Source organism: Arcicella sp. LKC2W, from assembly GCF_034931005.1.
Lineage (GTDB): Bacteria > Bacteroidota > Bacteroidia > Cytophagales > Spirosomataceae > Arcicella.
Genome location: NZ_JAYGIN010000030.1, coordinates 1 through 18,636, shown reverse-complemented (window position 1 = coordinate 18,636; position 18,636 = coordinate 1). Strand labels below are relative to the sequence as shown.

Below are 18,636 nucleotides of genomic sequence, written 5' to 3'. Positions count from 1 at the left end.
CTACTATTTGTCGCAAGACAAAATTAGACCACGGATAGAACAGATAAAACAGATTTACACTGATTTTTCTTTAAATTTATCCGTGTAAATCCGTTGAATCAGTACAATCTGTGGTCTAATTTTATTCTGCGACAAATTGTAGATAGTTCCGTTCACTTTTAGCCGCTTGCTTTTTTAATTTCTCATCAGCAACAATCGCAAATTCAACCCGACGATTTTGTTCTCTTCCTGATTCAGCAATATTCTCGGCGACAGGATTTTTCTCGCCGTAACCCAAAACGGTCAGCCGATTTCCCGAAACGTTATTGGCTTTCAATACGTTAGAAACCGCTTTGGCTCTTTGTTCTGATAATTTCATATTGTATTGTTCAGTCCCAACATTATCGGTATGTCCCGCTACCAAAATTTCAGTGTTTGGATATTGTTTCAAGGTTTCTGCAAATTTGACTAAATTTTCGTTCACCTGATTGTTAACAACTGATGAATTAAAGTCGAATAACACGCCAGATTTCATGGTAATTTTTATGCCCTCTCCCACACGTTCTACGTCTGCCAAAACATCTAAATCTTTCTTAATTTTCTCGGCTTGTTTATCCATATATTTTCCGATAAATGTCCCTGCAACACCACCAACCGCTGAACCAATGATGGCATAAACCGCAGGATTTTTAGATTTACTGCCAATAACTGCTCCTAAAGCTCCACCCGCTCCGACTCCGATAATTGCCCCACGTTGCTCTTTGTTAAGTTTTTTGAAAGAATTACAAGATGAATTTCCAAAAATTAGTATGATTGAAGCCAACAAAATTGGCAGTGTTTTATTTTTTAACGTTTTCATAATTCTCAAGTTTAATTGATTCATAATTTGGCAAATCACCTGATATTCAACACGTTGAAAAAATTATTCCATCAGACAAACACGCCAACTTAGCTCACTTTTATAATAAACTGATGCAAATGGTGGCAATAATTCCCCACTTTTAGAATATCCACAAAAAAACGCTGCAACTCAATAAAGAATTACAGCGTATATCGGGTTACAAGGGCTATTTGATTTATTAAACCTATCTAAAAAGCATAATTATCATAGTCGGAAGACATATTTTTTAGGCTTAATAAGTGGGCTGATAAACTATCTTTTAACGATTTAAACGTTTCCATTTCAAAAATCATTAGCACTTTTTGATAGGATTTTATCAAAAATTCATCGCCAAATCGACATGAAACCAATATCGTTCTTACATTTTTAGAAGCTTTTGCCACGCCAAAGTAAAATTGAGATTGGTCAATTTTAGCATCTTCATACAAAACTGGACTTTCTGAATTTGCGAGTGATTCATCGAGAATGACATTCAGTTTTTCAACGATAAAAGCCGATTCGTCCACTTGATTTTGAAAGGAGCGTTTTAATGCTGGATTATAAATCGTGTTGACAAGTTTTTGATAAACCTCTACACGATAACCATTTATTTTGAAAATATTTATCAAACTCCTCAACGTTTCTTCACTTTGTATTTTCATTGTTGTAAATGTTAAAATGTACAGTAAATTATATTGAAAGGGATGCCATAACTTTCGCTATAATATCCCTTTGTACCATAAATTAACTTACACCTTGTTTCAATAATGCTCAATTATTGATTTTCTAAAACTTTTTGCTCCTCCTTGGCATCATGCGAAGATGATTTCAGTGATTGAATAATTTTCAAGGATTCTGAGATAGAAGATTTTTGAGCCATCAATAAATTTTCTAACTCAGGCGAAGCTTTTACCTTTTCCAGACTTAAAGTTGTCTCGTAAACTTCAATTGCTGATTTATCGCCAAACTCGCAAGAACTCAAAATAGTTTCTCGATTATCAGAAACGATTAACGCTTTAAAATCTAACCAAGCTTGATGAATTTTTCCAACGACGGTACTTTCGGTTGCTGGTTCTCCGTCAAATTTGATAACGTGTTCGGTTAATGCCTCCGCAAAACCTTCGCTTTCATGTATCATACCTTGAAAAATCCCTTTCAAGTCTCCCCCATCCATATCATCGGTGGCTTTCTTATAGCCATCAATTCTACTATTATTTATCTCAATTAGCTCATTCAAAGCCAAAATAAGAACATCATATTGTGTTGTCATAGAAAATAAGTGGGTCATTTTTCACAAAATGACCCATATTTAGGTTTAGATTTTTCAAAAAATTAGCTGAGAGCTGCTTTGGCTTTCTCTTTCAATTCTTCGTATTTATCAGCGATTTTATCACCAATTTCTTCTGCTTTATCTTTTACATCTTCTAAAGTATCGGCAGCTTTATCTTTGATTTCTTCCCACTTGTCGGTAGCTTGTTCTTTTAAATCTTCTGCTTTATCAGAAGCATTTTCGGCTAAATTAACCGCCCCGATTTTTACATCATCAATTTTTTCAGTTGCTTCCGCTTTTAAAACGTCCACTTTTTTATCTAATGTTTCAGCTTTATGTTCTGCGGCTTCTCTGATTAATTGTTCTTTTGTAGTTTCCATGATAATAGTTTGAGTTAAAAATTAATTGTTTCACGATTAATATTAAAATTCTCATTCCACTCAATTTGAAGGTAAAAAACGCCTTTTTTTGAGAAAGATACTCCCCACTATGTAGAAAATGTAGCAAATTGAGAACACTTTTTAATGAGTTTTCTATATAATCTTACGGAATTATCTACTATTTGTTGCAAGACAAAATTAGACCACTGATAGAACAGATTTACACTGATTTTTCTTTAAATTTATCCGTTGAATCAGTACAATCTGTGGGCTAATTTTATTCTCCGACAAATTGTAGATAGTTCCGTAATCTTATCTTAAAGTATTTGATTGAGAGCTTGCCGAAAGTTGAAATTACTTTTCGCCAAGCCATTTGCACTGACAGAAATTTGTTTAACATAAAACAAAAAAGGAATAGCCCATCAAGCTATTCCTTTAACCAAAACCCTAACTGCTTAAATTATAAAATCTTTGGAAAACACTAAGATTAGATTCTACATTTTCAAATGTTAACTATCTATAAATCTAACACTTATGTAAATTTCCATGTAAAACAAAAAGAAATGTGAAAGAACCACTTTCACTATCTAACCAGTTTTTTCAATTAAAATCTTTGGTAAATGCTGATTGCAATTTTAATAAGAAACAGGGAAATCAATAAATTTCCCTGTTTAACTGCAACCTAACCACTTATAATTTATTCATTATGGAGAGAAGAATATAGGAGCAAAGAATGCTCCCTATTTCTCACAATCTAACCACTATGAAGTAAACCTACTATTATGTTTTGATGAAATGTATATTCAAAAAATCGAATAAAATTTATTTAATATCCTCTTGAATATTGTCAATTTTCTTATTCAAATCTGCTTTAAATTCTTTCCAACCTTGTTTTGTATCTGACTTAACATCCGTTAATGAATTACCTAAGTCATCAATTTTTGATTGGATTTTAGCTTTTCTTTCTTTCCAACGAGCCTTTTCCTTATCAGTTGCTTTATTCATTTTTGCGTCCATTTCAGAAACTTCCGCTTTCAATTCGCTGCGTTTTTGCTCGATTTTATTCGCCATTTCCAATCTTTCCTCTTTGATGTCTTCAGCGGTTTCATTTGCTTTTTCCTTCACATCAGAGGCAACATCGTCAACTTCATTCGCCACCTTATCTTGAGCATCTTGCGTTTTTTCAGCAATTTCCTTTTTTTCGCTTCGAGAGCATGACGTAAATGTGAAAGTACCCAACGCTAATAAACTTGCAAAAACCAATACGTTCTTTTTCATTGTAATTAAAATTTTATGTTAAAAATATGTTCCAGTATAATAAATGTTGTTTTTTGTGGAAATTTGTAGAAAAAACACCTCAACATTGTCCTTTTTTGGGTAAATTTCTATCCAATTCCACTTTATAGGAATTTCCCTAAAAATGGATTCCGACTGTTGCCTGAAGCGAATTTCCTTTAGAAGCAAATTTTGCGGCTGTACTCGGATTAGTAAATTTCACGTTAACTACGTCATTTACATTCCCTTCGTATCTCAAATCCAAGTTCAACATTCCAATATCAAACCCTACACCTGCTTGATAACCCAGTGTAACATTGTTGAAAATTTCGCTCGCTTTTTGCCCTTGATATTCTTCAATACTATCTCCCAAATTTCCACTATCTGATAATTTAAAAGTAGCAACTGGACCAGCATTTACCCTTAAAACATTTCCAATTTTTATACCAACCAAAATCGGTAAATCTAAGTTGGTCAGTTTCAAATCAACTGTTTTTCCATTGGCTTTTCCATCTTCAAATACATTGAACTTACCTCCTTTTTGAGAAAGTAAAATTTCGGGTTGGATAAATATCGTTTTACCAAATCTTAAAAAAACACCCCCTACAAATCCATAAGCTCGGGTATCGTTTGGACTAAAATTAAAAACTTTCCCTCCCGACGATAATGACAAATCATTTCCACTCACTTGAGATAAATTGACTCCCAATCTTAGACCTGCCGTGAAAGACTTTTCTTGGGCAAAAGCACTTATACTTGATATGGCTAAAATGGATACTAATATTACCTTTTTCATAATTATCTATTTGATTATTAATACCTTAACAATTTTACAATAAAGATTATAAAATGATTATACCAGTATTAATTTCCAACAATCCACTTAATTATTGGGCAAATAATACCCCAATCTTAGGAAAGGTGCGGATATTTTACTCGATTATGGGTAATTTCCCACAAAAAATGAGTACCCTTTTGAGGCACTCATCATGACTTAAAAAATAGGCAGGCAACTACTGAACTGACTTTGGAGTTCTCTTTTTCCCTTTCACCAATGATTTTACGTCTTCAGTGGTTTCAGTAATTGTTTCCACCAAATCAGGCATAAAATCTTTCATTCGCTTTTTCTTTTCCTGCAAAAGTCTATTATGGTCTGGCTCACCCAATAAATATCCATAGGGTTTTAATTCATGAACGGAATCGAAGATAACTTTCAAAATTGCCGTTGTAGGCAATGAAAGTGCCATTCCTGCAATTCCCCAAAGGGCTGAACCCAACAAGAGAGCAATAATGGCTACTAAACCATTGATACTGATTTTGGACCCAACCACTTGAGGAGTAATAAAATTGCCTTCTAAAAATTGCACAAAAATAAAAACACCTGCTACCCCAACAGCATACATTGGGGAATCTTTGGTGATGAGAGCCACAATAATTGGCAGAATTGAGCCAATTAAAATACCGACAAAAGGAATGATGAGTAGAGCCGCCGCCAAGAAACCAAAGAAAACGGCATAATCAATACCCAAAACCAATAACCCAATCGTATTTAGCGTGCCTACAATAAGCGTTACCGTGACCAACCCTGTTAGGTAACTATGTACAACATCGTATATTTTTGTGAGAACAGTATCAATTGTGTATCGCCTTACATTGGGAAAAACTTTATAAAAGAACATTTTGAAGAAATCCCGATAATAGAGCAAAAAGAACATATAAATTGGAATTAACGATAAATTTCCAAGCATATTTCCAGTAGTAGATAGTGCAGAAGAGAAAAATGAGCCACCTCCTCCACCAATTATTCCAGTACCATATTGCTTCAATTTTGCTATTTGTGTATTCTTTCCGACGTGTAGATAACGTTCTGCCAATTTCTGACAATCAGCAAAAATATGAGTAAATTTCTGCTCTAATTGTGGGAGCATTTCACCAAAACTAACAATCTGATTAGATGCCAACCAAACTAAATAAGAAGTGAAAACCATAAATAAAATCAGCGAAATAGTGATGGCAAAAACCCTACTAATTCCTCTCTTTTCGAGCCATTTATCAATTGGATAAAGAGCCATTGCCAAAATGATTGCTACAAATAATGGCACTAAAATATCTTCTAATACTTTGAGCCAATACACCAAAATAGTAACACAAATCAGCGAAAATGCCAATTTAATGATATACGGAAAGTTAGATTTCATGAGTTATTTCAATAATGGTTAAAAAAAGAGAGGAATGAATGCACACCCCTCTCTCTAATAATTTGGATTTAATAAAATTTAAACAAGAAGCAATACAAAATATTTAATCAAAAGTTAACATACGTATGAAACCCTCCATCTCAAACATATTCTACTTTTTGTATCGTTAATAGCGTATTCTTGAAGAATTACCTTTGACTTTCTTCAGGAACGAATCAAAATCTTTACTGGCGAAAGGGTCAGGATTTAGATAATCTTTCTCAATTTTCAAAAAGGCAAATCCAAAGAATATAGCCAAAGCAATAATGCCGAGCGATGATAAAACGAAAATGATTTGTTCCATGATAGTTAAAGTTTAAGGTTCTATATATCTGAATCTTAATTTATACACCTCTACGAATGAACGATAAGATGATTGATACGATTGCTAACACAAGTAAAATATGAATGATACCGCCTACGCTGTAAGCAAATACTCCCAATAACCAACCTATAACTAATATTACTGCAATGATATACAATAGATTTCTCATAATTTTTAGTGTTTAAATGTTTATATTGTTTGATTTAACAATACGTTTAAATTCCTGTACCAATCTGAAAAACAAGCAATTATGTAGAAAAGTGATAAAATTTGAGTAAAAAGAATGGGTAAAGTGTAGAAAATAAACCCCAATAATGTTGATTTGATGACTAAAACAACGGTGGCACTAAAGTGTTAGTCTTGTGTATGAAAACTTACTAAAATCAAAATATGGATATTACCCTCAAGAAAAAATTGAAAGAATATATACAGTTTACCAGTGAAATTTTCACAGAATTTTCTAATGATAATGCTATGAAATTGAGTGCTTCACTTTCATACTATACCATTTTTTCATTAGCCCCCATGTTAATTGTTATTATTTCAGTAGCAGGAATTTTCTTTGGGAAAGATGCCATTCAAGGAGAAATTTATGGGCAAATAAAATGGTTAATTGGTGGAGAGGCAGCAAAACAAGTACAAGAATTAATTAAAAATGCAGAACTTTCTAACAAATCAGGAATTGCCGCAGTTATCGGAACAGGGACATTATTGATAGGAGCCACAGGTGTTTTTGCTGAAATTCAGGATTCTATCAATTTTATTTGGTCATTAAAAGCAAAACCTAAAAATAGTTGGATAAAATATTTGACTAATCGTTTTTTGTCATTTTCGCTAATCATTACATTGGGTTTTCTATTAATGGTTTCGTTATTGGCAAACGCTTTTTTGGACATTTTTAGTAATCGACTAAAACTCTATTTTGAAGATGCCACGGTCTATTTCTTAGGTATTGTCAATTTCTTGGTAGTTTTTGTCGTGATAAGTTTACTTTTTGCCGTGATTTTTAAAATTCTGCCTGACGGAAAAATCAGATGGAAAGATACCCTCATTGGTTCGTCGGTAACGGCAGTTTTATTTATGCTTGGTAAATCTGTCATTGGATTTTACTTAGGTCAATCAAATGTAAGTGGGGCATTTGGAGCAGCAGGTTCTGTAATTATTATACTACTTTGGGTATATTATTCTTCGACAATTTTATTTTTAGGGGCTGAATTCACGAAAGTCTATACCAAAAGATATGGCAAACCAATTGAACCAAATGAACAGGCTGTTTTTATTGTGAAACAAGAAGTAGAAGTCAACAGACGGCAATTCATGAAGATTGAAAATGACTCCCAATTACCTAATAACGAATTAATTATAAAAAAATAGACTATGGAAAATATTCAAACAACAACCATTAGTGCAGCCCGAATAAAACTACTTCAAGTGCTGAACTTTGTATTTTTTATCATCATGGTAGCGCTCAATGGCTTGGCAAATGGTTTGCCGATAAATGGTAAAACAACAGGTGAATTATCCAATAAATATCCCAACTTATTTGTCCCAGCGGGTATCACTTTTTCAATATGGGGCGTAATATACTCGTTGCTTTTATGCTTTTCTATTTATCAATTCAAATCATTTTTGAGTAAGAAACCAGAACCACATTTGGCTTTGATTCTCAACGCCATCGGTTTTCTTTTTATCATCAACGCCTCATTAAATGCTCTTTGGATTATTTCGTGGCATTATGAAATTTTGCCTTTGTCGCTTGTCATTATGATAGGTATTTTGATAAGTTTAGTGAAGATAAATCTTCATTTGCGAGCAGTTCAACCTTACATTACGGGCTGGGTAAGATTTTTTGTAAAAGGCTCATTTGGAGCATATTTAGGTTGGATTTGTATTGCAACGATTGCCAATGTAACGGCAATTTTGGTAGCAAATGGTATTCTTTTAGAAGAGATTTCGGGGCAATCGTGGGCAAGTATCATGATTTTAACAGGTACGTTTATCGCATTTTTGCTAACTATCAAACTCAGAAACAGCTATTTAGCTCTTGCCGTGATTTGGGCATTAGTTGGAATCATCATCGCAAGAACTCAAGACTTCATCTATTATAAATACATTGTTTACAGTGCAGCATTAGGCATTATAATGATGGTAGTGGCTATTTTGATGTCATCAACTTTAGTGCTATTTACCAGAAAGAAAGAATTGATTGAGGTAAAATAAAACAGAACATTCTAAAATATATAAAAATGAGCTTAGCCAATTTTAAACCTTGACTAAGCTCATTTTCAGTAAAGTTCCTTTAAGCTACTTTTGAAAAGGTAATAGTAAAAATTGTTCCTTTTTCAAGTTCAGAATCAACTTCTACCCTTGCTTTGTGAGACTGAATAATATTGAGCGTTGCCGCTAATCCTAAACCTATCCCATTATTTTTTGAGGTAAAATAAGGTTCAAAAAGCCTTCCTACGTGTTCTTGAGTAATACCTATTCCATTATCTTTTATCGTTACAATGGCACTTTTATTTATCAATGAAGTGGATATTTCTAAAACCCCTACTCCTTCTTTCATGGCTTCAACAGCATTAATAATAATATTTAAAAACGCAATTTGAATCTTTGATTTATCTAAATCCAGCCAAATATTTGGTAAAAAGTCTTTCTTCAATAAAATCCCTTTCAAATTGATTCTATCAATGGCTTGTTCGATGGTTGTTTCTAATACTTCAGTTAAATCATGGCGGCTAAATACAACTTCTGATGGCTTTGAAGTATTCAGCAATTCAGTAATTAAATCATTGATTCTCTGACTATTACGACGAATAATATCCAAAAAAAACTTTGCATCTTCATCTTCAAAATCCTCTCCCATTTGGTCTAACGACAAATTAATATTTGTTAATGGGTTTCTAACTTCATGGGCTAATGTTCTAACCAAACGACCTGTGGCAGCCATTTTTTCAAACAAAAGAGAATCTCTTTCATCTTTTTTGCGAGCGGTAATATCATGGATAATTCCTAAATAATAGGGAGTTCCTTCACTATCAATTTGGCGATTACAGTGAATAGAACATTGCTTTCTTTCACCAAACTTTGTTACTAATTGTACCTCATAATTACTGATTTCACCCTGTTTTTCCAGCAATGTAATAAATCTCAATCGTTCGTCAGAACGGACAAAAGTTGTGTAGCTTTTTTTGCGGACTAATTCTTCCTCTGAATAACCCAACAATTCAGCAGTGGCGGGTGTAAAATACCTAAAAGTGCCGTCCAATTGTGTAGCAAAAATAGCCTCTTTGGTCTGTGCAAAAATGTTCCGATATTTTCTTTCACTTTCTCGAAGTGTTGCCAAAGTATTGGCACGGTCGAGGGAATATCGAATACATCTTTCCAGTTTTTCGGCATCCAATTCACTTTTCACCAAATAGTCAAACGCTCCCAAAATCATGGCTTCCATGTCAATACTTTTATCACCTTTTCCAGTTAAAAGTATCACAGGAGCTTGCAAACCATGTTCTGTTCCTATTTTTAGTAGGTCTAAACCTGTTTTTGCCCCTAACAAAAAATCAAAGAAGCACAGGTCATACTGTTTTTCTTTGATTTTTTGAAGTGCGTTATCGTAAGAATATGCCCAATCTATTTCAAATTTTTGTCCTTTAATTTCTTTGATGTAATCACTCGTCAGAAAAAAATCGTCTTCATCATCGTCCACCAAAAGTATTTTAATAGTTCTGCCTTTAAACATAGTTTTTTTATTTTGGTAATTGAACAATATCAAACCAATAATTACCCAAAGCACGGGTTACTTCCACAAATTCGGAAAAACTGACAGGTTTAGAAATAAAGCAATTTACGCCTAAGTCATAAGTCTTAACGATGTCTTCGTCAGCTTTGGAAGTGGTAAGTACCACAATTGGAATACTTTTTAAGTCGGGGTCAGATTTTATTACTTTCAGAGCTTCTCTGCCATCAACTTTGGGCATATTGAGGTCTAATAATATTATTCCTGGACGTGGGCTATTCTGAATGTCCGAAAATTTCCCTTGTCTTCTAAGGTATTGTAAAAGTTCTACACCGTCCTCGACAAACTTCAATTCGTTCACTAAAAAACTTTCTTCCAATGCCTCCTTCGTCATCAAACGGTCATCAGGGTCGTCATCAGCGATTAAGATGGTAACACTTTTCTTTTCCATAATTTTCTAATTATTATTGGGTAGATACACGATAAACATTGCACCTTCATTTAATACACTTTCTGCTTTAATATAACCATCGTGATTATCTACAATTTTTTCACAAATTGCTAAGCCTAAGCCTGTTCCTTCAAATTCCGAACGACCATGCAGACGTTGAAAAATGACAAAAATCTTTTCTGCATATTCAGTATCAAAGCCAATTCCCTTGTCACTCACGACAATTTTATGATATTTTTTTGCTTTCAGAGGAAAATTCAATGCTTTCAATTCCTGTTTAGTTGGCTCAAATGCTTCAATTCTAATCTGTGGTTTTTGATTGGGTTGAACAAATTTGAGTGCATTACTAATCAAATTCAGAAACAATTGTTGCATTTGGGTCGGCAAGGCTTGAATCGTTGGCAAAGGTAAAACCTCAATTTGAGCATCTGTTTCCTGAATTTTCATTTCAAAATCACTCAAAACCATGTCTATAATCTCATTTAAAACCACTTTTTCGGCGGGTTCTATTTTTCGAGAAGCTCTTGAATAAGATAAAAGATTTTCCATCAGAATTTTCATTCTATTGGCAGCATCTAACATTCGATTGATGTAAAATTGCCCATCTTCTGGCAGTTGTCCTGCAAATTTGCTACTTAGCCGTTCCCCAAAAGCCATAATTTTCCGCAAAGGTTCTTGCAAATCATGGGAAGCGATATAAGCAAACTGTTCTAATTGCTGGTTGGATTTATTGAGTTCATCTAATTTATTTTCCAATTCTCGCTCATACACTTTCAATTCGGTGATGTCAACGGTATTTCCAATAAATCGAATCACTTTTCCATGCTCATTTATCACCACCCACCCACGAGTATTCACCGTTTTTTCTACTCCATCTAAAGCAAAAAGGCGATGTTCAAATGCGTAAGATTTTTTATTGATGATGGCTTGATTAACAATTTCTGTAACTCGTGCCAAATCATCTTCATGCAAGCGACTTTTATAAAATTCATAATCGAGTTTTTCGGGTAAATCATGGACAATTTCGCCTCCAAAAACCCTTTTCAAACCATCAGACCATTGAATTTCATCTTTTTCAACGTCCCAATCAAAACTACCATAACTCATCATTGATTCCGCTTCTTTAAACAAATCCTTTGTTTTTTTCAGTTCTTCGTAAGCAATTGAGAGTTCTTCTATTTTATATTTAAGGGTATTTTTGAGCTTTTTAAGTTCTGTAATATCTTCGGAAGTTCCCAAAACCCGAGTAACTTCTCCTTTCTCATCCAAAAAGCATTTCCCTTTCACATTCAACAACTTTCTGTTTCCTTTTAGGTCGATTATTTCATGTTCAAATTCATAAAATAACTGTTTATTCGCTATCGCATTTAGCGACAATTCTCTAACTCGTTGTCTATCTTCTGGTATAATGTGATGATTATAAATACCATACACCATTCTTGAGTCTGGATAATCGTTGCCATCATACCCAAAAATATCAAAAAGTCCATTCGACCATGTAACATAGTCATTCCCAAAAACCCACTCCCAACTTCCATAATTAAACAGTCTTTCGGCATCATTTAATTGTTTTTGACGATGAATTTCCTGCTCTGTACTTTCAGTTTCAGCCGTAATATCCTCAGCTATCACCACAACTTTTGACGCATTCCCGCCTGTGTCAACTTTCAATAATGTACCTCTGTTTCTGACAATATGCCTTTTGCCGTCTTTGTTCGTAAATTCAAAAATAAAAGAACGGACTTCCCCAATTTTAGCTTCATTATAAAGATTAAAGATACTGTCTGTCAATGCCTTACCACTCACTACCTTTTTAATAGAACTAATTGTAATGTCCAAATTAAAAATTTCTTCCTCTTTATAGTGAGCAATAATTCCTGTCTTTTCATTCAGATAAACGATTTTACCATTGGCAAAATCAATTAAATAAACAAAGTCAGGAATTGCTCTTAAAAAGTTTTCAAAAACATCCGATTGTTTGGAGGAATTGAAAGATTCAAGTAAATATTCAGATAAATCCATATATTGAAGACTGCCCAGTGAGTGGTATATTTTAAAAGTAAATTATAGTTCAAACATTTTCATTTTATTGTAGAGCGTTTTTCTATCAATATTCAACAAACGAGCAGCTTTACTTTTATTAAAATTCACATCTTTTAGCACCTTTAAAATCATTTCATATTCAGCCTCCACCGCAGCACTTTTCAAAGATGGTTTCTTGGTTGAAACCTCTATTATGGGCGATGAAACCACTGATATTTCGGGTATTTGGTTTACAATCGGTTGATTATTTGGAACATTAACAGTATCGGTAAACAACAATTTTGAATAATTTGAAATCTCAAAAGGTAAGGTCTTGGCTTCTATAAATTCGCCGTCGGTGAGCAGTGTAGCACGTTTGATGACATTTCTCATTTCACGCAAATTGCCATACCAAGCGTAGGTCATGAAGTTTTCGATAACATCGGCAGAAAAACCTTTTACATTTTTGCCCAATTCTGCATTTGTCTGGTCTAAAAAGAACTTCGCAAACACCATAATATCAGCCTTTCTATCTCTCAATGGAGGTACGTCAATACTAAACTCGTTGAAACGATGAAATAAATCTTCTCTGAATTTCCCTCTTTTAGATGCCTCATGCAGTTTTTCATTGGAAGCAACGACAATTCTTACATCCAAAGGAATTTCTTTTGTTCCTCCAATTCGTTTCATTGTTCTTTCTTGAACAACTCTTAAAAGCAAAACTTGGACTTCATAAGGAAGGTTTGCGACTTCATCTAAAAAAATTGTACCACCATTCGCCATTTCAAAATGTCCTATTTTCTGAGTTAACGCTCCTGTGAAAGCTCCTTTTTCATGTCCAAATAGTTCTGAACCAGCCAAATCTCTTGAAATAGCTCCACAATCCATCGCTATAAAAGGCTGACTGGCTCTTTTACTATGCAAGTGTATTTCTTGTGCTACGGCTTCTTTTCCTGAACCACTTTCACCATAAATCAAAACGCTGTAATTGGTTGGACCAACCAACTTAATTTGTTTGAGTAAATAGTTAGATTCGTCGCCATCTCCAAAAATGTACTTGGCTGCCTTTGAAGACTTCTTTTTAGTATCATTAGATGATTCTTTTCCTGCAACACTACTTTGCATACTACCCTGTTCAGATTCTGTACTTTCAAGGGCTTTTTTGATAGTTAGGAGTATTTCATCTGGAAACAATGGCTTTGTGATATAATCATAAGCCCCTAATTTCATGACATTTACGGCAATTTTAATATCAGAATATCCCGTAATTATCAAAACAGGAATGAATGGAAATTTTTCTTTGATTTTAGATAGAATTGTTCCGCCATCCATATCACCCAAACGAAAATCTGTCATAACCAAATCAGGGCGAAACTCCTGAAGAAGTACCAAACCTGTATTTCCATCATGTGCGATAGCAACTTCGTAATTATTTTTGGTCAGAAATCGACGTAACAATAAGCAGATATCTGTATCATCATCTATAACTAATATTCTTTGCATAATTGGGTTAAGTTATGTCTTCATTTTTAGGACAATAATAAAAGTCACCGATTTTTACAAAATTCGTCTCATCTGAGCAGAGGCAATGTTCAAATTTTCACGGTATTTTGCAACAGTTCTTCTGGCAATGTTATATCCTTTTTCTGATAATAATTCCATCAATTGGAAATCATTTAACGGAGATTGTTTATTCTCATTTGCCACTAAATTAGCGATTGTTTGTTGAATTTCACGGTTTGAAACTTCTTCACCTGAATTTACTTTTATTCCTTCCGAAAATAAGTCTTTTAAATTAATTGTTCCGAACGGAGTTAAGGCATATTTGCCACTTGTTACCCTCGAAATTGTTGAAATATCCATTCCGATTTGGTCTGCAATATCTTTCAAAATCATCGGTTTTAAGTTCCGAATATCTCCTGTTTTGAAAAACTCTTTCTGATAAAGAACAATCGCTCGCATGGCTTTGAGCATGGTAGTTTCTCTTTGTTGGATAGCCTCAATCAGCCAATTGGCGGCAGAAAGTTTTGTATTGACGTATTGATTGGCAGCTTTATCTTTCGCCAAATTGATGGTTTGAGCAAAATCTTTATTAATTTTTATCGAAGGAATTCTGCTATTATTCAAGGCAATATCTATCGTAGAGTCACCGTAAAGATTGGTTTCGTAAGTAATGACATACTCTGGTATAATATTATCCTTTACCGCAATTGATGATGAACTACCGTCCATGATTGGTTTGGCATTGAGAGCAGTAATTTGTTCAATAGCTAATTTCAGCTCGGAGGAAGAGAGATTTCGCAGCCGCATGATTTTTTCAAAATTACGTACCGCCAATTCATCAATATTAAAAGCGACAATATCAATGGCATTATCAACGTCAACACCTTTCTCTTTTTTTCTTTGCAATTGCATCATCAAACATTCTTGCAAGTCAACTGCCCCAATGCCTGGAGGATCCATCATTCTTAGCACTTTCAATAATTTTTCAACCTCCTCAACATCAACAAAAATATTATTGGTAAATGATACGTCATCAGCAATGGTTTCGGCAGTAGAAGCAAGAAAACCGTTATCACTCAAGGAGTCGATGATGAAATCCATCAAAATGGTTTGGCGTTCGTTGAAAGGCAAACAATGGATTTGACCTTTTAAATCAGTTCTCCAATCACTTTCTTGAACAATTGGCATGGTGTAAAGCTCATCATCTGCACTTTGATTATTGATTTTAGTCTTATAATCTGAGATGTCATCATGAGCGTATTCTTCCCAATCTGAATAATCATTTTCTGGTTTTAGTGGAGTTGCATAATCGTCGCCGTTTGTAACTTCGTCAAAATCATCGAAATCATCGTTAACGGTGTCATCACCTTGCAATACTCCTTCTTCTAACAACGGATTTTCCTCCAACTCATTCTTTATACGGTCTTCCAACTCAAGGGTTGAAAGTTGTAAAAAATTAAGCATTTGGATTTGCAGTGGTGTTATTTTAAAAGTTTGTCGTTGATTTTGAGATAGATTCATCATGGTTGCACGGTTTTGGAGTACAAATAGGCATATTCAATTAATGAGCCTACAAATCGTATTCACTTCAAATTTTATCAATCAGCCAACTGAAAATAATTTAACCAACTGAAATACAAATACTTACAAACAAATAAAATGAAATTATTTTTTATTTGTCGTAACTATCTTGTAAAAGCCCCAATTCCACATTTAGGAATTGTTTCTACAAATTGTAGAGATAATTCTACACCTTGTAGAAATCAATTTCTACATATTTAATGTAAATTGTATATAATTCATCATAAGTAAGAATAACAAATTAATTAATAATATTAAATATTGTCATCATGACGTAGGGGCGTATCGCATACGCCCAAAAAGTCGAGATGTGGGCGTATGCGATACGCCCCTACACAATATCAATTTATTTATTCCAAATACTTAAGCTAAAAAAATAAGTAAGGGCGACTGTCGCTCAGTTAGAATTTAGGTGTTGTTTGCACGACTTTTCGGATTCGTGTTTGGACTTGCTATTCATCAAGTAATCGCTACTTCGTCTAATTTTTAACGAATACTTATACAATCAAAATGTTACAATGCAACAAACATCCAAGTATATAAAACTGTCTTTTCTCGGCTTTGCCATTTTATTGATGGGGTTATCATGGGTATCTTATCAACAAGTATCTGTCAATTTGAACAGTACAAACGCAGTAGAACATACTCAAAAAGTATTATTGGTTAGCGAGGAGTTTATTTCCAACATGAAAGATATTGAAACTGGTCAAAGAGGTTTTTTACTAACTCAAAATCATACCTTTCTTGAACCTCTAAATCAGGGAAAAGTGGAGGCATTAGCCAATTTAGATTCGCTTGAGGCTCTTGTAAAAAACAATGCCGTCCAGACCAGATGTCTTGTAAAAATTAAGGAATTGGGTTTGAGTAAAATAAAGGCACTTACCGAAAATATTTCGCTGATAGATAAAGGCAGAGCAATCGACTTATCAACTTTGGAATATGGTAAAAAAACAATGGATAGTTTGAGAACACGAGTGGTTACTTTTCAGAAAAATGAGAGGGATTTATTGGATATTCACACCAATTCCAAGAATTACGGACAATCACTCATGCCGATTTACCAAGTTTTGCTTTCGTTTGCCTCTTTGGTACTTTTAGGTATTTCGTTTTATCTCGTCAATTCGGAGCTAAAAAGAAGGTATTTTACAGAAAAAAATCTTGAAAAAAAAGTTGAAGAATTGAATCGTTCCAATACTGAATTAGAACAATTTGCCTACGTGGCTTCACATGATTTACAAGAGCCTTTGCGTAAAATTAGAGCATTCAGTGATAAATTACAGATTAAGCAAAAGGATTTACTTAGCAACGACGGTAGAGACACATTAGATAAAATTGCGAGTTCAGCCGCAAGAATGCAAACCTTGATAGATGACCTCTTGAATTTTTCAAGAATGGTCAATCATAAAGCTCAAGAAATAGAAAAAATAAGTCTAAATGACTTGATTGAAGACATTTTAGAGGAGTTATCCGATGAAATTCATCAAAAAAATGCTAATATTAACATTGCAAAATTGCCTACTTTGATGGGATACGGTTTTCAATTGAAACAATTATTTTTAAATCTCATTAATAATTCCTTAAAATATTCCCTTGAAGGCGTAAATTCTGAAATTTCGATTCATTATTCCGAAGTAAAAGCAAAACAAATAAAACATATCTCATCGCCCGACGACCATCAATTATTCCACAAAATTTCAATCATTGATAACGGAATCGGGTTTGAAAGTCAATATGTAGAGAAAATTTTTGTGATTTTTCAGCGTTTACATAATCGAGGTGAATATCAGGGTAACGGAATTGGTTTGGCAATTTGCAAGAGAGTTATGGCAAATCATAACGGTTTTATCTTTGCGAAATCCAAGCCGTATGAAGGAGCGACATTTGAGGTATATTTCCCGACAACAACTACCTAAATTATAAAATTCTATGAATAAAAGACGTACTATCCTTATTGCAGACGATGATGAAGATGATAGATTTTTAGTAAAATCAGCCCTTGATGATTGCCAAGTTTCATGTGCCGTAAAATATGTAGAAAATGGCGTAGAAGTGATGAGTTACTTAGAAAAAGGTGATGGTCATGGCGATTCTCAGCACAAACCTTCATTAATTTTATTGGATTTGAATATGCCTAAAAAGGATGGCAGAGAGGCGTTAAAAGAGATTAAAAACAATCCAGACTTGAGGTCAGTTCCTGTAATTATTTTGACAACATCAAAAGCAATAGAAGATATAAATTTATGTTATGGTTTAGGAGCAAATGGGTATATTGTAAAACCAAATAGTTTCAGTGAATTGGCAAACACCTTGAAAATTTTAACAAAGTTTTGGCTCGATGTAGTTACACTACCCCCGATGTAAAATCACTAAAGATGAAGAAAAATCAAGGCTTTTCTTCATCTTTAGTGATTTTTTTTATCCATAATAATCCCTTTTCTGCTAAACTTCTCTTGGGTATTATTCTTGTATTTTCTTCATTTGTTTTGTCCTTAACCCATTCTACGGTTTTTTGAATGATAGCCGTATCATTTTTAGCTACGTATTTCGATACAAAATTATTGGCAACATAAGGTACAACTAAGCGAGTAAGCCATGAGGCACGTGCTAATACAGTATTTCTCAACAAGGCATTTACGCCAAATCTTAGCCCCATTCCCACCACACTATCGCTTTTACTGTTATTGATTAACAGGCTTTTGGTGAAACTTAAGGCTTGTCGGGCAGGCTGTAATTCCTCTTTCATCAGACTAAACTGTTGTTTTAATTTCATTCGAGAAATCGTAATTTGATTTTTTAATCTTGCCCTTTCTGCCCGCAAATCATCAATATTTTCGATGTTAGTCTTCATAGTAAAATTTCTTTATGAATAGATTAATAATAGACAACTTTCTTAATTGACATTTAGGTACTTTTGTTATAAACAACTGATTATGAACGATAAGTATAAATTATTGCAAGACAATCCAAAGATTTGTAAACGTCTTTTTGGGATTAAAT

19 protein-coding genes are annotated in these 18,636 nt (G+C 33.8%); 4 read left to right on the top strand and 15 right to left on the bottom strand.

What is annotated here, in order from left to right:
* Nucleotides 1–121: 121 nt before the first annotated feature.
* From VB796_RS20930 to VB796_RS20890, 9 genes are all read right to left on the bottom strand, one after another.
* A complete protein-coding gene (locus VB796_RS20930) occupies nt 122–838 on the bottom strand; it encodes an OmpA family protein (RefSeq protein WP_323348537.1) in 717 nt (238 codons plus the stop codon).
* A gap of 230 nt (nt 839–1,068) precedes the next feature.
* Nucleotides 1,069–1,521, bottom strand: coding sequence for a hypothetical protein (locus VB796_RS20925; protein ID WP_323348536.1), 453 nt, complete (start codon nt 1,519–1,521; stop codon nt 1,069–1,071).
* 113 nt (nt 1,522–1,634) lie between these two features.
* A complete protein-coding gene (locus tag VB796_RS20920; RefSeq protein WP_323348535.1) occupies nt 1,635–2,147 on the bottom strand; it encodes a PA2169 family four-helix-bundle protein in 513 nt (170 codons plus the stop codon).
* 44 nt (nt 2,148–2,191) lie between these two features.
* Nucleotides 2,192–2,509 (bottom strand): YtxH domain-containing protein, encoded by a 318-nt coding sequence (locus VB796_RS20915; protein ID WP_323348534.1) that lies wholly within the window; start codon nt 2,507–2,509, stop codon nt 2,192–2,194.
* Nucleotides 2,510–3,331: 822 nt separating this feature from the next.
* Complete coding sequence (locus VB796_RS20910) at nt 3,332–3,787, bottom strand: hypothetical protein (RefSeq protein WP_323348533.1); 456 nt, start codon at nt 3,785–3,787, stop codon at nt 3,332–3,334.
* 136 nt (nt 3,788–3,923) lie between these two features.
* Nucleotides 3,924–4,580: a porin family protein gene (locus tag VB796_RS20905; RefSeq protein ID WP_323348532.1), complete on the bottom strand. Its 657-nt coding sequence runs from the start codon at nt 4,578–4,580 to the stop codon at nt 3,924–3,926.
* Between the two features lie 217 nt (nt 4,581–4,797).
* Nucleotides 4,798–5,982 carry an AI-2E family transporter gene (locus VB796_RS20900; RefSeq protein WP_323348531.1) on the bottom strand — a complete coding sequence of 395 codons (1,185 nt, stop codon included), beginning with the start codon at nt 5,980–5,982 and terminating at the stop codon, nt 4,798–4,800.
* A 166-nt stretch (nt 5,983–6,148) separates the two neighbouring features.
* Nucleotides 6,149–6,325: a hypothetical protein gene (locus tag VB796_RS20895; RefSeq protein WP_323348530.1), complete on the bottom strand. Its 177-nt coding sequence runs from the start codon at nt 6,323–6,325 to the stop codon at nt 6,149–6,151.
* Nucleotides 6,326–6,365: 40 nt separating this feature from the next.
* The gene (locus VB796_RS20890) at nt 6,366–6,515 is read right to left on the bottom strand and encodes a lmo0937 family membrane protein (protein ID WP_323348529.1); all 150 of its coding nucleotides are present in this window, start codon (nt 6,513–6,515) and stop codon (nt 6,366–6,368) included.
* Nucleotides 6,516–6,736: 221 nt separating this feature from the next.
* Here VB796_RS20890 and VB796_RS20885 point away from each other — a divergent pair, with 221 nt between their 5' ends.
* The gene (locus tag VB796_RS20885; RefSeq protein WP_323348528.1) at nt 6,737–7,720 is read left to right on the top strand and encodes a YihY/virulence factor BrkB family protein; all 984 of its coding nucleotides are present in this window, start codon (nt 6,737–6,739) and stop codon (nt 7,718–7,720) included.
* Nucleotides 7,721–7,723: 3 nt separating this feature from the next.
* Nucleotides 7,724–8,566 (top strand): hypothetical protein, encoded by an 843-nt coding sequence (locus VB796_RS20880; RefSeq protein WP_323348527.1) that lies wholly within the window; start codon nt 7,724–7,726, stop codon nt 8,564–8,566.
* A 79-nt stretch (nt 8,567–8,645) separates the two neighbouring features.
* On the opposite strand, the gene VB796_RS20875 is transcribed toward VB796_RS20880, so the two are convergent.
* From VB796_RS20875 to rpoN, 5 genes are read right to left on the bottom strand one after another with little or no spacing between them, the layout of a single operon-like run.
* Complete coding sequence (locus tag VB796_RS20875) at nt 8,646–10,085, bottom strand: PAS domain S-box protein (protein WP_323348526.1); 1,440 nt, start codon at nt 10,083–10,085, stop codon at nt 8,646–8,648.
* 7 nt (nt 10,086–10,092) lie between these two features.
* Complete coding sequence (locus VB796_RS20870) at nt 10,093–10,533, bottom strand: response regulator (protein WP_323348525.1); 441 nt, start codon at nt 10,531–10,533, stop codon at nt 10,093–10,095.
* Nucleotides 10,534–10,539: 6 nt separating this feature from the next.
* Complete coding sequence (locus tag VB796_RS20865; RefSeq protein ID WP_323348524.1) at nt 10,540–12,555, bottom strand: PAS domain-containing protein; 2,016 nt, start codon at nt 12,553–12,555, stop codon at nt 10,540–10,542.
* Nucleotides 12,556–12,597: 42 nt separating this feature from the next.
* Nucleotides 12,598–14,058 (bottom strand): sigma-54 dependent transcriptional regulator, encoded by a 1,461-nt coding sequence (locus VB796_RS20860; protein ID WP_323348523.1) that lies wholly within the window; start codon nt 14,056–14,058, stop codon nt 12,598–12,600.
* A 54-nt stretch (nt 14,059–14,112) separates the two neighbouring features.
* Nucleotides 14,113–15,582: an RNA polymerase factor sigma-54 gene (rpoN, locus tag VB796_RS20855; RefSeq protein WP_323348522.1), complete on the bottom strand. Its 1,470-nt coding sequence runs from the start codon at nt 15,580–15,582 to the stop codon at nt 14,113–14,115.
* A gap of 575 nt (nt 15,583–16,157) precedes the next feature.
* Here rpoN and VB796_RS20850 point away from each other — a divergent pair.
* Both VB796_RS20850 and VB796_RS20845 read left to right on the top strand, forming a co-directional pair.
* Nucleotides 16,158–17,552 (top strand): sensor histidine kinase, encoded by a 1,395-nt coding sequence (locus VB796_RS20850; protein WP_323348521.1) that lies wholly within the window; start codon nt 16,158–16,160, stop codon nt 17,550–17,552.
* 13 nt (nt 17,553–17,565) lie between these two features.
* Nucleotides 17,566–18,000: a response regulator gene (locus VB796_RS20845; protein ID WP_323348520.1), complete on the top strand. Its 435-nt coding sequence runs from the start codon at nt 17,566–17,568 to the stop codon at nt 17,998–18,000.
* Nucleotides 18,001–18,022: 22 nt separating this feature from the next.
* Here the strand turns inward: VB796_RS20845 and VB796_RS20840 are convergent, their stop codons facing one another.
* Entirely contained in the window at nt 18,023–18,487 is a 465-nt protein-coding gene (locus VB796_RS20840) for a hypothetical protein (RefSeq protein ID WP_323348519.1), read from the bottom strand.
* Nucleotides 18,488–18,636 lie beyond the last annotated feature (149 nt).

Coding starts and splice junctions, on each gene's coding strand:
- VB796_RS20930 (WP_323348537.1), bottom strand. CDS start 838: ATGAAAACGTTAAAAAATAAAACACTGCCAATTTTGTTGGCTTCAATC.
- VB796_RS20925 (WP_323348536.1), bottom strand. CDS start 1,521: ATGAAAATACAAAGTGAAGAAACGTTGAGGAGTTTGATAAATATTTTC.
- VB796_RS20920 (WP_323348535.1), bottom strand. CDS start 2,147: ATGACCCACTTATTTTCTATGACAACACAATATGATGTTCTTATTTTG.
- VB796_RS20915 (WP_323348534.1), bottom strand. CDS start 2,509: ATGGAAACTACAAAAGAACAATTAATCAGAGAAGCCGCAGAACATAAA.
- VB796_RS20910 (WP_323348533.1), bottom strand. CDS start 3,787: ATGAAAAAGAACGTATTGGTTTTTGCAAGTTTATTAGCGTTGGGTACT.
- VB796_RS20905 (WP_323348532.1), bottom strand. CDS start 4,580: ATGAAAAAGGTAATATTAGTATCCATTTTAGCCATATCAAGTATAAGT.
- VB796_RS20900 (WP_323348531.1), bottom strand. CDS start 5,982: ATGAAATCTAACTTTCCGTATATCATTAAATTGGCATTTTCGCTGATT.
- VB796_RS20895 (WP_323348530.1), bottom strand. CDS start 6,325: ATGGAACAAATCATTTTCGTTTTATCATCGCTCGGCATTATTGCTTTG.
- VB796_RS20890 (WP_323348529.1), bottom strand. CDS start 6,515: ATGAGAAATCTATTGTATATCATTGCAGTAATATTAGTTATAGGTTGG.
- VB796_RS20885 (WP_323348528.1), top strand. CDS start 6,737: ATGGATATTACCCTCAAGAAAAAATTGAAAGAATATATACAGTTTACC.
- VB796_RS20880 (WP_323348527.1), top strand. CDS start 7,724: ATGGAAAATATTCAAACAACAACCATTAGTGCAGCCCGAATAAAACTA.
- VB796_RS20875 (WP_323348526.1), bottom strand. CDS start 10,085: ATGTTTAAAGGCAGAACTATTAAAATACTTTTGGTGGACGATGATGAA.
- VB796_RS20870 (WP_323348525.1), bottom strand. CDS start 10,533: ATGGAAAAGAAAAGTGTTACCATCTTAATCGCTGATGACGACCCTGAT.
- VB796_RS20865 (WP_323348524.1), bottom strand. CDS start 12,555: ATGGATTTATCTGAATATTTACTTGAATCTTTCAATTCCTCCAAACAA.
- VB796_RS20860 (WP_323348523.1), bottom strand. CDS start 14,058: ATGCAAAGAATATTAGTTATAGATGATGATACAGATATCTGCTTATTG.
- rpoN (WP_323348522.1), bottom strand. CDS start 15,582: ATGATGAATCTATCTCAAAATCAACGACAAACTTTTAAAATAACACCA.
- VB796_RS20850 (WP_323348521.1), top strand. CDS start 16,158: ATGCAACAAACATCCAAGTATATAAAACTGTCTTTTCTCGGCTTTGCC.
- VB796_RS20845 (WP_323348520.1), top strand. CDS start 17,566: ATGAATAAAAGACGTACTATCCTTATTGCAGACGATGATGAAGATGAT.
- VB796_RS20840 (WP_323348519.1), bottom strand. CDS start 18,487: ATGAAGACTAACATCGAAAATATTGATGATTTGCGGGCAGAAAGGGCA.